Consider the following 13,208-nt stretch of genomic DNA (forward strand, 5'->3'; position numbering starts at 1 on the left):
CCGCGGAGCGCGGCAACATGGTGGAACCTCACAGGGGTCCGGCTCGATGGACGCGGTGTGTGAACCAGGCAGGCGCCTGACCATGCCCGGCGGTAACGCGTGGTGCCTTGGCCGCAGCGCACCGCGCAACGGCCAGGCTAACCGTCAGGCCATGGCGTCTTCGGCATCCAGCGCGGTCACCGGTTGTTGCGCGCGGTCGAAGCGCTCGCGGGCGGCGCGGATGCTGGCGTGGTGTTCGCCGGCCCAGTTGAGCAATTGCGAGACCGGGCCGAGCAGCGCGATGCCCAGCTTGGACAACGCATATTCCACGCTGGGCGGTTTGGTGGCGTAGACCTTGCGGGTGATCATGCCGTTGCGCTCGAGGTTGCGCAGGGTCTGGGTCAGCATGCGCTTGGAGATGTCCGGCACGGCGCGCTGGATGGCGCTGAAACGCGACGGCCCGGGGATCAGCGTCAACAGGATCAGCAAGGTCCACTTGTCACCGATCTGGTCGAGCACATCGCGCACGGGGCACTTGGTAGCGTCGAAGGGACCTTCAAGAGAAGGCGGCGGCGGGAACAAGGCAATCGCATTCACGGGGGTATCTCTCAGTAACCAGGAGGAGGAAAACTGCCTCCTTGCGGAGGCCCGGGCGGCGCTGACACTATGCTGGCGGACAACACGGTCTAAATAGTAGACCAAATCTCTTATACAACCCTATCGGAGCACACCATGGCATCTGCATCCCCCCTGATTCTTGTCACCGGCGCCAGCGGGCAGCTGGGTGCGCTGGTTGTCGAAGCGCTGCTTGAACGCGTGCCCGCCAGCCGCATCGTAGCAACGGCCCGCGATACCGCGTCACTTGCCGAGTTCGCAAAACGCGACATCGCGGTGCGTCGGGCCGACTATGCAGACCCGCAGAGCCTGGATGCGGCCTTTGCCGGCGTTGGCCGGGTGTTGCTGGTGTCGTCCAACGCGGTGGGCGCGCGCGTGCCGCAGCATCGCAACGTGATCGACGCGGCCAAGCGCGCCGGGGTGGACCTGCTCGCCTACACCAGCGTGTTGCATGCCGAGACCAGCACGCTGTCGCTGGCCGACGAGCACGTGGCCACCGAAGCCCTGCTGCGCGAGAGCGGCGTGCCGCATGTGCTGCTGCGCAACGGCTGGTACACCGAGAACTACACCGGCTCGATCGCGGCTGAAGTGGAGCACGGCGCGGTGATCGGCAGCTCCGGCGAGGGCAGGATCAGCGCCGCCACGCGTGCCGACTATGCAGCGGCAGCGGCAGCGGTGCTGGCCTCGGAGGCGCCGCAGGCCGGGCAGGTGTACGAACTGGCCGGCGATACCGCCTTCAGCATGGCCGAGTACGCCGCCGAAGTGGCGCAGCAGTCGGGCAAGCCGGTGGCCTACCACGACCTGCCGGAAGCCGATTACGCGGCGGCGCTGGTGCAGATCGGCCTGCCGGCCGGCTTCGCCAAGGTGCTGGCGCAGTGCTCTGCGTCCTCGCGCGGTGGCAGCCTGTTCGATGACAGCCACACCCTGAGCGGGCTGATCGGCCGCCCCACCACCCCGCTGCGCGACGCAGTGGCGGCGGCGCTGGCCGCACGCTGAGCCGCGTTGGCGGCCACTGCATTGCCGACGGTCTCGACACGCAGTGGCTTGCTCTGTTCCGATGGCATTCGCCGTGATCGTTCGCGATCACGGCGAGCTGCGTGATCTTCACTACCTGCAGCCGGCTTGCCCTGGTCGTCGGGCATCCAGTGCACGCCCGTGCGCGTCTTGTCCGGCGACATCTTGCTGTGATCGTGCCGAAGCGGCACTGGTCATCTGAAGGTTGCGGGCGAATGCACAGCCCGGAAAACAGGCGTGCTGCAATTGTGGCGTTGCGCAGGGCGGCAGCACCGTACCGATGTCGCGCTTCTCTGCTGGCCCTGCTCTCCGCTGCGCGATGACGGCGCAGGCGCCCTCCCTCGTCCCACCAGCTGCCCCGGCGCGTTCTGCACGCGGCACCGCGTAGCCATGCCTACGACATCGTCTGGCCATGCGCGCTCGCGCTCATGCCGTTCCGGCGGGCTCGCGTGCACCGCCCGGCCCGGCCCCGGCAACCCGCGCGCAGCTGGGCTCGTCTCACGCCGGTCGCATAACTGCCATCGCTCCGACACGACGGTGACACAAGGGCCGCGATGGGCCGGCCTGTCGGTGTCACCAAACTGACATCAAATCTAAATATAACTGCTGCCCTTGCCGCTACGTCAGGACGACCGGCGCCCTGGCAGGCGCTTCCATGCCGCGCAGCGCCTTTCGGGCAGCGCCGGCGCGACGCAGCCGCCGACCCGTTTCCCCTTGCACGAGCCGGACCAATGAAAAAACGCAATCTCGCCACCGTCCTGTGCGCGCTCAGCGCCACCGCCAGCGGCAGCACGCTGGCCGCCGAGCTGGAGCTGTACGTGGACCGCAAGACCAAGCAGATCTTCGCCGAGCCGGCGCCGGGCCGCGACAAGCTGGGCAAGTTCGTGCAGGTGGACGAGAACGGCAAGCTGCCGGCCTCGGCGATGCCCGCCGCCCCCGTACAGCCGCTGCCGCCTGCGCCGGGCGTCACCACGCCGGCCGATACCGCCGTTGCCCAGGCTGCCCCCGCCCCGGTCCCGGCACCTGCACCGGCCAAGGCCAGCGATGCCGGCAAGAAGTGGTACGACAAACTCAGCCTGCGCGGCTACACCCAGATCCGCTACAACCAGGGCATTGGCGGCGATGCGCAGGACCTGCGCGCGCCGGGCGACCGCTTCATCGGCAACGACCAGAGCCTGGGCATCCGGCGCGCGCGCCTGGTGTTGAGCGGCGATCTCAACGAGCATGTGTCGCTGTATTTCCAGCCGGACTTTGCCAGCACGCCGGCCGGCACCAACACCACCAACTTCGCGCAGCTGCGCGATGCCTACGCCGACATCTTCTTCGACAAGAAGCGCGAGTACCGCGTGCGGGTGGGCCAGTCGAAGATGCCGTACGGCTGGGAAAACCTGCAGTCCAGCCAGAACCGCCTCACCCTGGACCGCGCCGATGCGCTCAACTCCGGCCTGCGCGACGAACGCGATATCGGTGCGGTGTTCTATTACAGCCCCACCGTGGCCAAGGGCCGCTTCCAGGACCTGGTCAAATCCGGTTTGAAGGGCTCGGGCGACTATGGCGTGCTGGGTGCGGGCGTATACAACGGCCAGGGCGCCAACCGCGCCGAGCGCAACGACAGCATGCATGCGGTGGTGCACGCCACCTACCCGTTCAAGTTCGCCAACGGCCAGTACCTGGAAGTGGGTGCCGACGCCTACAGCGGCCGCTTCGTGCCGACCGCGGCGGCGGTCAACATCGGTGGCCGCAGCTTTACCCCGGCCATCACCGACCCGAACGGCTACACCGACCAGCGCGTGGCCGCGCACATCATCTACTACCCACAGCCGTTCGGCCTGCAGGCCGAGTGGACGGTGGGACGCGGCCCGGAACTGGATGTGGAACAGCGCCGCATCCGCACCCGCTCGCTGAGCGGCGGCTACGTGCAGGCGATGTACAAGCACGATGGCAACTACGGCACCCTGCTGCCCTACCTGAAATGGCAAACCTACCGTGGCGGCTCCAAGTTCGATACCAACGCCCCGCGCATGCGCCTGGACGAAGTGGAAGCCGGTATCGAGTGGCAGCCGATGGACGCGCTGGAGCTGGTGTTCGCCTATTCGAAGATGAAGCGCACCGACGTCACCACCGCGCCGTACCCGGTGGTGGAAGGCGATCTGCTGCGGCTGCAGTTGCAGGTCAATTACTGATCCCTGCAACGCGATGGAAAACGAAAAAGCCCCCGCTTGCGGGGGCTTTTTTGTGCCGCTGGTCCCTATGCCGACAACTCTCCGCGCACGATCTGCGCGCCTGCGCTAAGCGCACTGAGTTTGCCGCGTGCGACATGCCGGGCGAGCGGCGCCATGCCGCAGTTAGTGGACGGGTAGAGCTTGTCGGCATCGACGAACCGCAGCGCCTTGCGCAAGGTCTCGGCCACTTCCTGCGGCGTCTCGATCGTGGTGCTCGCAACGTCGATGGCGCCCACCATCACCTTCTTGCCGCGCACCAGTTCGATCAGATCGATCGGCACGTGCGAGTTGTGGCACTCCAGCGAAATGATGTCGAGCGAGGATGTCTGCAGCTTGGGGAAGGACTCTTCGTACTGGCGCCACTCCGAGCCCAGGGTCTGCTTCCAGTCGGTATTGGCCTTGATGCCGTAGCCGTAACAGATGTGCACGGCAGTCTCGCAGGTGAGCCCTTCCACCGCACGCTCCAGGGTGGCGACGCCCCAGTCGTTGACCTCGTCGAAGAACACGTTGAAGGCCGGCTCGTCGAACTGGATGATGTCCACGCCGGCCGCTTCCAGTTCCCTGGCCTCCTGATTAAGGATCTTGGCAAATTCCCAGGCGAGCTTTTCGCGGCTCTTGTAGTGTGCGTCAAAGAGCGTGTCGATCATGGTCATGGGGCCCGGCAGCGCCCACTTGATGGGCTGGCGGGTTTGCTGGCGCAGGAATCTGGCATCGTCCACGAATACGGATTTGGGCCGGCTCACCGCGCCAACCACGGTCGGCACGCTCGCGTCGTAGCGGTCGCGAATCCTGACCGTTTCGCGCTTCTGGAAATCGACACCGCTGAGGTGTTCGATGAAGGTGGTGACGAAATGCTGACGGGTCTGTTCGCCGTCGCTCACGATGTCGATGCCGGCGTGTTGCTGTTCCTGCAGCGACAGGCGCAAGGCGTCCTGCTTGCCTTCGATCAGTGCGTCGTCCTGCAGCTTCCAGGGCGACCAGAGTGTTTCCGGCTGTGCAAGCCAGGACGGCTTGGGCAGGCTACCGGCGGTTGAGGTGGGGAGCAGCTTCGTCATGATGTTGGTGTCTTGTAGGCGTGGTGATCAGGAGGCGTGGCGGGAGGCCCATTGCGCGAGCAGGTTGCCGTAGGGCCGGATGAAGTGCTCCTGGGTGAACCTGCCCTGCGTGACAGCGAGGCGGCTGCGTTCTTCGCGGTCGTAGACGATCTGGGTGGACGAATAATCCTGGTGTTTCAGGCTGGGCTGATAGATCGCCCCCGCTGCGGAATTGGCGTTGTAGATTTCCGGGCGGTAGATCTTCTGAAAGGTTTCCATGGTGCTGATGGTGCCGATCAGCTCCAGGTTGCCGTAGTCGCTCAGCAGGTCGCCGACAAAGTAGAACGCCAAGGGCGCGACGCTGCCGGGCGGCATGAAATAGCGCACCTTCAGACCCATCTTCGCGAAATACCGGTCCGTCAATGAACCCTCGTCCTGGCTGTATTCGATGCCCAGGATGGGGTGCTGGTTTCCGGTGCGGTGGTAGGTCCTGCTGCTGGAGACGCTGATGCAGATGACCGGTGGCTTGTCGAAGCGCGCGGTGTAGGCATCCGAGTGCAGGAACTGCTTGAACAGCGTGCCGTGCAGACTGCCGAAGTCCTCCGGGATGGCGAAGCCGGTGGCGTCCTGATTGTGTGCGGGCAGCAGGATGCTGAAATCGTAGTCGCGTACGTAGGACGAGAAATTGTTGCCCGCAATGCCGTCGATATGCGCGCCGGTGTGTTGGTCGACGATGGTGGGCTTCAGGATTTCGATCAACGGAAACGCATCGCCCCCTGCGTTGCTGTCGATGTGCATCTCGGCAGAGATGATCTCCAGCGCGACACCATAGCGGTCACGCGTGGCGTTGTCCCAGTGCGCCAGGTCGTTGAAGCGGTTGTTGATCATCGCCAATGTGTTGCGCAGGTTCTCCCGACGACGCTCGCCCCTGGCCAGGTTGGCGAAGTTGGTGGTGTTGCGCGTGTTGGCCGCGGGTTGATAGTCCTCGTCGAAGCGGAGGCTCTTGATGGTGAAGGTGAATTGCTGAGTCATTGCAACTGACGCCTTGATTCGTTGGATGAGACGCGCGCTCTGCGGCGCAGCGGTGGGTGTCGGATGGATGCGTGCCCGGCCTGTGGATCAGCGGGCGGGCGCCAATGGCTCCTACCGCAGATGACCGCCGTGGAGCGGATGCCGCTCAGGCGGCGGCCACCGTGGTTGCGGCGCCGGGGCTTGCCGGCCGCGTCAGTGCGATCAGTGGCAGTGCGCGCTGCACCGCCAGGCTGGCGCGCTCGGCCAGCGCCTCGTTGTGCACGCGGTAATCCAGGAAATCGCGGTCGGTGGCGTAGACGCCCAGCGGCAACGTGCGTGCCTGGAAGAAACTGAAAAGCGGCCGCAGTTGGTGGTCGATCACCAGCGCGTGGCGTTCGCTGCCGCCGGTGGCCGCCAGCAGCACCGGGGTGTCGACCAGGGCATCCTGATGGATGAAATCGAAGAAATGCTTGAACAGCCCGGTAAACGAACCGCGATACACCGGTGTGGCCACCACCAGCACGTCGGCCTGCTCCACGGCGGCAAGTTCCTGCTCTACCGTGTCATGCAACTGCGAGCGCCACAGCGCGCCGGCAAAGTGCGGTGCCAGGGCGCCGAGTTCGACCAGATGCTGCTCGCACGGCACTGCTTCGCCGATCAGGGCCATCAGGTGTTGCGCCAGGGCAGCGGCCTTGGAGGGGCGTTGCAGGCCACCGGAGACGGCAACGACGCGGAGCGGATGTGGCGGACGTGCAGTCATGTGGGGTGACCTGAGCAGTGGGAGGCGCGTGGCGCCGTCGGAAGTGGGGCCGCCCGTGCCGACATCTGGTTGCAGGTGTGTTCCGAAGCGGGCGAGCGACGACGATCCCGATGCTAGGGGTCGCATTCAATGAAGTAAAATGGTGTTATTTCAACAATCCATGAATTCGGATCATCTGAATGCTTGAGCGCATCCATCTCACTATCGTCCAGCAGGTCGAGCAGCAAGGGTCGTTGACCGCTGCAGCGGGCGTGTTGAACCTGACCCAGTCGGCGCTGAGCCACAGCATGAAAAAGCTGGAGCAGCAGTTGGGCACCGACATCTGGCTGCGCGAAGGGCGCAGCCTGCGCCTGACCCAGGCCGGCCAGTACCTGCTGGCGGTGGCGAACCGGGTGCTGCCGCAGCTGGATCTGGCCGAAGAGCGCCTGGGGCAGTTTGCGCAGGGCGAACGCGGTGCGCTGCGTATCGGCATGGAGTGCCATCCGTGCTACCAGTGGCTGCTCAAGCTGGTGGCGCCGTATCTGGCCACCTGGCCGGATGTGGATGTGGATGTGAAGCAGAAGTTCCAGTTCGGCGGCATCGGCGCGCTGTTCGGCTACGAGATCGATCTGCTGGTCACGCCGGACCCGTTGTTCAAGCCGGGCCTGCGGTTCGAGCCGGTGTTCGACTACGAGCAGGTGCTGGTCGTGGCCAAGGGTCATGCGCTGGCATCGGCGGCCTACGTCAAGCCACAGCAGCTGACCCGCGAGGTGCTCATCAGCTACCCGGTGGACCTGGAGCGGCTGGACATCTACAGCCAGTTCCTGCTGCCGGCCGGTGTCACGCCACGGCGCCACAAGGCCATCGAAACCACCGACATCATGATGCAGATGGTGGCCAGCGGCCGCGGCGTGGCCGCCATGCCGCGCTGGCTGGTGGAGGAATACGCGGCCAGGATGGAGGTGGTGCCGGTGCGGCTGGGTGCGCGCGGCATCCCCAAGCAGATCTACCTGGGCGCACGCGAGGCCGATATCGCCGTCGACTATCTGCGCGCCTTTATCGAACTGGCGCGCCAGCCTGCCAATGCCACCGCTGACGCACCGGCGGCCACCTGATGCGCGCCACTGGCCTGTGCGCGCCACCTGAGTCACCGGGCGGCTACGCCGCGATGTGGTGCATTGCTGCAGCGCGCCGCACTCTGGTGCGTTGATGAAGGCCATGCCGATACCCGGCCTTCGGTCATCCGTGCGGACATGCCTGCGCCACTCCATCAAAGAACGGAACGCCTGTTGATGCATCCAGCCACGCCCAGGCCCGCCAGCACACTCACCGATGCCTATTCGCTGGAGGTGGGCGCACACGACATTGCCGCGTTGTCTGCGGTGGCACCGCGGATCGTGCCTGGCACCCTCATTGCCATCCCGTCGCTGCCCGGCCAGGACGACGCGACGCGGCTGGCTGCCGCACAGCGGGTGCGCGGGCTTGGCTTTGCGCCCATGCCCCACCTGTCCGCGCGTCGCATCGCCTCGCTGGACGCGCTGCAGGCCTTTGTCGGGCGCGCCGTCGATGACGCCGGCGTTGCGCACTGCCTGGTGGTTGCAGGCGATCCGTCGTTACCGCTTGGGCCGTATCCGGACAGCCTGGCGCTGATCGCGACAGGCGTATTCGAGCGCGCAGGCATCAAGACCATTGCCGTGGCGGGACATCCGGAAGGACATCCGGCCATGCATGCAGACGATCGATGGGCGGTGCTGCAACGCAAGTGTCGCAGCATCGCCGAGCGCGGCATGGCGCCCCTGATCGTCAGCCAGTTCGCGTTCGATGCCGATCTGGTGCTGACCTGGTTGAACGCGCTGCGCGCGCATGGCATCGAAGCTCCGGTACGCGTGGGCGTGCCTGGTCCTGCCGGCGTCGCGGTGCTTGCGCGCTATGCCGCACGCTGCGGCGTGGGCGCGAGCGCAGCGATGCTGTCCAAGTACGGCATCTCGCTCGGCAAGCTGCTGGGGACCGCAGGGCCGGACCACTTCGTCGATCGCCTCGCGGCAGGTCTGACGCCAGCGCACGGCGATGTGCGCCTGCACATGTTTCCGTTCGGCGGCATCGCACGGTCGCTCGCGTGGGCCGAGCACTACCGCTCCCGCACGGCGCTTGCAGCTGCCACCGATCTGCCGACGACCTAAACAGAGGGTGCCCGCCCACCGGTGCCGCGCACGCACGCCGGCTCGGCGCTCAGCAGCCGCCCTGGGCGGCAGATCGATCGGCAAAAACAAGGCGATCGTGGGCGTGTCCGCGACCGGAATCACAGAACGTACTATTTGATTCTGGTGTTTTTCTGCTGCACGCGTGAGGTGTTGCAGCGCACAGCAGGCTTGTCATACGCGCGGGGTATAACCATCGGCGAATCGCGGCGAGGGGGCGCTGCATCCGATGCCGTTGCTGCGCGCGATGGCATTGCATCCGCAACGTCCAAGGAGAGATGTCGCCATGCCCAAGCCCTCGTTGTTGTCCGTGATGTGCACCCTGTCGCTGGTCTCGCTGCCGCTGGCGGCGGCCGAGCTGCAACCCAAACTGCTTGCCGGCCCACCGGAGGAATTCGCGCAGATGCGCACGCCCGATCCGGCCGAGTCGGCGATCCTGTCCAAGAGCGCCCTGTTGCCGGTGGAGCTGGCGCCGGCCGGTAACGCCGCACGCTGGCAGGGCACGCTGCCGGTGGAAAACGACCACCTGCGTTTCATGGTGCTGGCCGGCGACCAGGCCTGGGATGCGGCAGTGGCTGCACCGCGCATTGCTGGCGCACGTGCCGCCGCCGTCGCACCGCAACTGCAGGCACAGCGCACATTGCTGGGCACCGCCGAGAGCGGCGCCAGCGGCATGCGCTACGCGGTGGAATCTGCACAGAACGGCGCCTGGTCGCTGACCCTGCAATCGGCATCGCCGGTGGCGCAGCGCGGGTATGTGCTGATGGAAGGCGATGCACGCACGCAGCTGGCCTCGTACCCGCGTGACCGCCAGCAGCTGGTGGGCAAGTCGCTGACGCTCAATGCGATGCTCAGCGGCAGCGATGCACGTGGCACCACCTTGCTTGCCGGCCAGGCGGGGCAGATCGATGATGCCAGCCTGCGGGTGATCGATCCGCAAGGCGCGGTCCGGGTCCTGCCGATGGCCGACGACGGCGCGCACAACGATGGCGCTGCCGGCGACGGCGTGTATGGCGGGAGCTTCCAGCCAGGCCGCGAGGGCACCTGGATTGCGCAGGTCATCGTGCGCGGCCACGATCAGGCCGGGCAGCCGTTCGTGCGGACCAGCGAGCACGTGATGCCGGTGCTGGATACCTCGCTGCGCTTGCTGGGCAATGCGCTCAGCGCACGCGCGACCGACGGTACCCGGCTGACACTGGCATTGCCGGTGGCGGCACGCGGCAATGCACCGTCGCACTATCGCGTGTTCGGCCAGGTCTGGGGCACCGATGCCAAGGGCAAGGACGTGCCGGTGGCGTGGATCGGCGGCATGCTCACGCCGCAGCAGGGGCAGCTGCCGCTGAGCCTGGACGAGCGCTGGATCGCACGTGCGGGCGCGCGCGCACCGTTCTCGCTGCGTGGGCTGCGCATCGAAGACCCGGACCATTACATCCCGTTGGTGCAGGCCGGCACTTTGCCGTTGCAGCTGCCCGCATTGCGGCGCGCCAGCATCGCGCGGGCCACCGGCGGCATCGACGAAAGCATGCGCATGGGCCCGCGCCCGACTGCGCTGGCCAGTGCCGCCGCGATGGCGCAGCCGCAGGCGGCCGGCTCGCAGCTGGTGCTGGTGCACGGCTACTGCTCCAACGGCGTGTGGCCACAGGCGCAGTTCACCAATGCGTCCACGTTCCTGGACGCCAAGCAGAACCGCAGCAACGACCAGTTCGCACAGCGCATTGCGCAGTTCGCCAGCCAGTGGTCGTCGTTTTCCACGGTGGCGCACAGCCAGGGCGGCATGGCCGCGCTGCACCTGTACACCTACTACTGGAGCGGGCTGGATAACGCCAGCGGCGGCCGCGTGATGCAGTCGGTGGGCACGCCGTACCAGGGCACCAATCTGTCCGGCGTCCTGGCCGCGGTGGGGTCGTGGTTCGGTGTGGGCTGCGGCACCAATGCGGACATGACCTACGACGGCGCCAAGGCCTGGCTGGCCGGCATTCCCGCCGATGCGCGTGCCAAGGTCAACTACTACACCACCTCGTTTGCCAAGACCAACTGGTATACCAACGACTACTGCAATGCGGCCTCGGACCTGGTGTTGAACGACCCGGAAGACGGCACCGTGGAGCAGGTCAATGCGCAGCTGCCCGGCGGCGTCAACCGTGGCCACACCACCGGCCAATGCCACACCACCGGCATGCGCGACCCGGCGCAGTACCTGGATGCCAACCGCAATGCGGTGATGAATGCGAATGCGGCCAGGTAGTGCAGTGTTCGCGGTACGCACGAAGATGGCCGGCACGCGTGTCGGCCATTGCGGCATGCGTGGGAGCACCGTTGCGATGCTGCAATCAGAGCGGGCCACGAACAATTGCCGCCTGAAATCGAGATGGCCGGCATGCATGCCTCTCGATAAAGACACCAGCAAACGGCCTGCTGCGATGTGCTGACCATTGCGGAACCGTTGGCGGCACGGATGCCGCCAACGCAACTCCACGGACGGATTCACGGTGTGCCTCACCATCGGTGAGGGCGCCGCATGTTCGACACACTTAGCCGCCAGCGTGCGGCGCAGCGTTCGAGCGGTCTTATTGGCCGATCCGAGCCGCTTCGGATGCCCACAGTTCTGCATCTGCACCCGCAGGGATGAACATCGGCGCGTCCAGGTCGGTGGCTGCGCGCCAGATCGCTTCGGCAACATCGATCGACTGGGTTCCCGGGCCAGTGGACGCGCTCATGCGTGCCATTGTCTGCTGCATAATCGGTCCATAGACCGCGCTGTCGAGACCACGCACACCGGTGCGAGCGGTAGCACGGAATGCCGTCTCTCCGCACGAGCCTGGCGAGACGACCCGCACGCGAATGCCGAAGTCCTCCACCTCGGTGGCCAGCGATTCGCTCAGCGCGTTCACCGCGGCCTTGGCTGCACGGTAGGCACCGATCAGCGGAAGCGGCTTGAGCGTTGCGCTCGACGACACATTGACGATGACCCCGGCACGGCGCGCACGCATCTGGGGCAAGAGTGCCTGCGTCACTGCAAGCGTACCGAAGGTGTTGGTTTCGAACAGCTCGCGTACCGACTGCAGACTTGCAAGTTCCAGCGGCATGGGCGCACCGAAGCCTGCGTTATTGACGAGGACGTCGATCGTGCCTGCCGCAGCAACCGCGGCGTGGATGCTGTCGGTATCGGTGACATCGAGCTGCAATACCTTCAACCGGGGCGACGCCGGAAACAGGTCATCGCGTGGCGTGCGCATGCTGGCGACCACGCGCCAGTCGCGCTCCAGGAAATAGTTGGCGGTCGCCAGGCCAAAGCCCGACGAGCAGCCAGTGATGAGTACGGTTTGCATGAAGCACCCTCGGTGACGTGACGAGAGATATACGTTAGGCTTCAGGAACCATACTTTCGATATCTGAAAGTATTTGATCCATTTGCAAGAGTCCAACGATGCTCGACCCGCTTGCCGAGGTTGTACTGCTGCTCCGGCCGGCGGCACGGTTTTCCAAGCTTGTGGTTGGTGCTGGTGCGTGGTCGGTATGCCGCTCCGATGCGCCAGGCCCGTTTTACTGCGCGGTGATCGACGGATCGTGCCGGCTGGCGCTTGAGGATGGCGAGGTGCGGGTTCTTGAAGCGGGCGACTTCGTTTTGGCACCCGCCATGCTCGCCATCACGCTCTCCAGCGTGCTGGCGTCGGCCGGGCAGGCCCACACGGTGCCGACCGATATGGGCGATGGCAGTTTCCGTATCGGTGCGCAGGACGGCTCGGTAGATCTTCGTGTCGTGATTGGCCATTGCAGCTTCGGCTCGCCCGATGCCGCGCTACTGGTGTCGCTGCTGCCGCGGCTGGTGCATGTGCGTGGTGAGCCACGCCTTGCCACGTTGGTGAATCTGGTGGGCGAAGAGGCACGCGCAACCCGACCCGCACGCGCGGAGGTGCTTGCGCGGCTACTGGAAGTGCTGTTGATCGAAGCCTTGCGCTCGCTGACGGCGAGCGACACAACGCCAGGGCTGGTGCGCGCACTCTCCGATGTGCGCCTGGCAGCGGCGATGCGCGCACTGCACGCTGCACCGGCGCATGCGTGGACGGTCGAGGCGCTCGCCAGGGAAGCGGCGCTGTCGCGATCCTCGTTCTTCACGCGCTTCAATCGTGCGATGGGCATGGCGCCGATGGAATATCTGCTGGCATGGCGCATGGCGCTGGCAAAGACACTGCTGTCAGAACACGGGCTTGGCGTTGCGCAGGCGGCGCAGCGGGTGGGTTACGGCTCGGCCAGCAGCTTCAGCGTGGCCTTCACTCGTCACACCGGCAGTGCACCCTCGCACTATGCGCGCGCGCATAGTGCGGCGGCAGAAGCGCTGTGACGCCACAGCCGGCATGCGCACAAGCGCGCATGATGCGAACCGATTGCGTCGATG

11 protein-coding genes are annotated in these 13,208 nt (G+C 66.0%); 6 read left to right on the forward strand and 5 right to left on the reverse strand.

Annotation, left to right across the window (positions count from 1 at the left end):
• Window positions 1–144 precede the first annotated feature (144 nt).
• Window positions 145–576 (reverse strand): helix-turn-helix domain-containing protein, encoded by a 432-nt coding sequence (locus tag XnspCFBP7698_RS15025; protein ID WP_047695528.1) that lies wholly within the window; start codon window positions 574–576, stop codon window positions 145–147.
• A 135-nt stretch (window positions 577–711) separates the two neighbouring features.
• Between XnspCFBP7698_RS15025 and XnspCFBP7698_RS15030 the strand changes: the two genes are divergently transcribed.
• Together XnspCFBP7698_RS15030 and XnspCFBP7698_RS15035 are read left to right on the forward strand one after the other, a co-directional pair.
• A complete protein-coding gene (locus XnspCFBP7698_RS15030) occupies window positions 712–1,590 on the forward strand; it encodes an SDR family oxidoreductase (protein ID WP_104579380.1) in 879 nt (292 codons plus the stop codon).
• A gap of 749 nt (window positions 1,591–2,339) precedes the next feature.
• The gene (locus XnspCFBP7698_RS15035) at window positions 2,340–3,791 is read left to right on the forward strand and encodes an OprO/OprP family phosphate-selective porin (RefSeq protein ID WP_104579381.1); all 1,452 of its coding nucleotides are present in this window, start codon (window positions 2,340–2,342) and stop codon (window positions 3,789–3,791) included.
• Between the two features lie 65 nt (window positions 3,792–3,856).
• Here the strand turns inward: XnspCFBP7698_RS15035 and XnspCFBP7698_RS15040 are convergent, their stop codons facing one another.
• The 3 genes from XnspCFBP7698_RS15040 to msuE all read right to left on the reverse strand — a co-directional run bounded on the left by XnspCFBP7698_RS15040 (window position 3,857) and on the right by msuE (window position 6,635).
• Window positions 3,857–4,885, reverse strand: a complete 1,029-nt coding sequence (locus tag XnspCFBP7698_RS15040) for a methionine synthase (RefSeq protein ID WP_039565694.1) — start codon at window positions 4,883–4,885, stop codon at window positions 3,857–3,859.
• A gap of 27 nt (window positions 4,886–4,912) precedes the next feature.
• Window positions 4,913–5,896 carry a DUF1852 domain-containing protein gene (locus XnspCFBP7698_RS15045; RefSeq protein ID WP_047694527.1) on the reverse strand — a complete coding sequence of 328 codons (984 nt, stop codon included), beginning with the start codon at window positions 5,894–5,896 and terminating at the stop codon, window positions 4,913–4,915.
• 145 nt (window positions 5,897–6,041) lie between these two features.
• Window positions 6,042–6,635, reverse strand: a complete 594-nt coding sequence (gene msuE, locus XnspCFBP7698_RS15050; RefSeq protein ID WP_104579382.1) for an FMN reductase — start codon at window positions 6,633–6,635, stop codon at window positions 6,042–6,044.
• Window positions 6,636–6,814: 179 nt separating this feature from the next.
• Between msuE and XnspCFBP7698_RS15055 the strand changes: the two genes are divergently transcribed.
• The 3 genes from XnspCFBP7698_RS15055 to XnspCFBP7698_RS15065 all read left to right on the forward strand — a co-directional run bounded on the left by XnspCFBP7698_RS15055 (window position 6,815) and on the right by XnspCFBP7698_RS15065 (window position 11,057).
• A complete protein-coding gene (locus XnspCFBP7698_RS15055) occupies window positions 6,815–7,729 on the forward strand; it encodes a LysR family transcriptional regulator (RefSeq protein WP_104579383.1) in 915 nt (304 codons plus the stop codon).
• Between the two features lie 174 nt (window positions 7,730–7,903).
• Window positions 7,904–8,794: a methylenetetrahydrofolate reductase gene (locus XnspCFBP7698_RS15060; protein WP_184374575.1), complete on the forward strand. Its 891-nt coding sequence runs from the start codon at window positions 7,904–7,906 to the stop codon at window positions 8,792–8,794.
• Between the two features lie 304 nt (window positions 8,795–9,098).
• A complete protein-coding gene (locus tag XnspCFBP7698_RS15065; RefSeq protein ID WP_146093145.1) occupies window positions 9,099–11,057 on the forward strand; it encodes a choice-of-anchor X domain-containing protein in 1,959 nt (652 codons plus the stop codon).
• A gap of 322 nt (window positions 11,058–11,379) precedes the next feature.
• On the opposite strand, the gene XnspCFBP7698_RS15070 is transcribed toward XnspCFBP7698_RS15065, so the two are convergent.
• The gene (locus tag XnspCFBP7698_RS15070; RefSeq protein ID WP_104579385.1) at window positions 11,380–12,141 is read right to left on the reverse strand and encodes an SDR family oxidoreductase; all 762 of its coding nucleotides are present in this window, start codon (window positions 12,139–12,141) and stop codon (window positions 11,380–11,382) included.
• A 98-nt stretch (window positions 12,142–12,239) separates the two neighbouring features.
• Between XnspCFBP7698_RS15070 and XnspCFBP7698_RS15075 the strand changes: the two genes are divergently transcribed.
• The gene (locus XnspCFBP7698_RS15075) at window positions 12,240–13,154 is read left to right on the forward strand and encodes an AraC family transcriptional regulator (protein ID WP_104579386.1); all 915 of its coding nucleotides are present in this window, start codon (window positions 12,240–12,242) and stop codon (window positions 13,152–13,154) included.
• Window positions 13,155–13,208 lie beyond the last annotated feature (54 nt).

Source organism: Xanthomonas sp. CFBP 7698 (assembly GCF_003600855.1).
Taxonomy (GTDB): domain Bacteria; phylum Pseudomonadota; class Gammaproteobacteria; order Xanthomonadales; family Xanthomonadaceae; genus Xanthomonas; species Xanthomonas cannabis.

Bases quoted from the DNA above. Each gene is read 5' to 3' on its own strand.
- XnspCFBP7698_RS15030 (WP_104579380.1), top strand. From the start codon at position 712: ATGGCATCTGCATCCCCCCTGATTCTTGTCACCGGCGCCAGCGGGCAG.
- XnspCFBP7698_RS15035 (WP_104579381.1), top strand. From the start codon at position 2,340: ATGAAAAAACGCAATCTCGCCACCGTCCTGTGCGCGCTCAGCGCCACC.
- XnspCFBP7698_RS15040 (WP_039565694.1), bottom strand. From the start codon at position 4,885: ATGACGAAGCTGCTCCCCACCTCAACCGCCGGTAGCCTGCCCAAGCCG.
- XnspCFBP7698_RS15045 (WP_047694527.1), bottom strand. From the start codon at position 5,896: ATGACTCAGCAATTCACCTTCACCATCAAGAGCCTCCGCTTCGACGAG.
- msuE (WP_104579382.1), bottom strand. From the start codon at position 6,635: ATGACTGCACGTCCGCCACATCCGCTCCGCGTCGTTGCCGTCTCCGGT.
- XnspCFBP7698_RS15055 (WP_104579383.1), top strand. From the start codon at position 6,815: ATGCTTGAGCGCATCCATCTCACTATCGTCCAGCAGGTCGAGCAGCAA.
- XnspCFBP7698_RS15065 (WP_146093145.1), top strand. From the start codon at position 9,099: ATGCCCAAGCCCTCGTTGTTGTCCGTGATGTGCACCCTGTCGCTGGTC.
- XnspCFBP7698_RS15070 (WP_104579385.1), bottom strand. From the start codon at position 12,141: ATGCAAACCGTACTCATCACTGGCTGCTCGTCGGGCTTTGGCCTGGCG.
- XnspCFBP7698_RS15075 (WP_104579386.1), top strand. From the start codon at position 12,240: ATGCTCGACCCGCTTGCCGAGGTTGTACTGCTGCTCCGGCCGGCGGCA.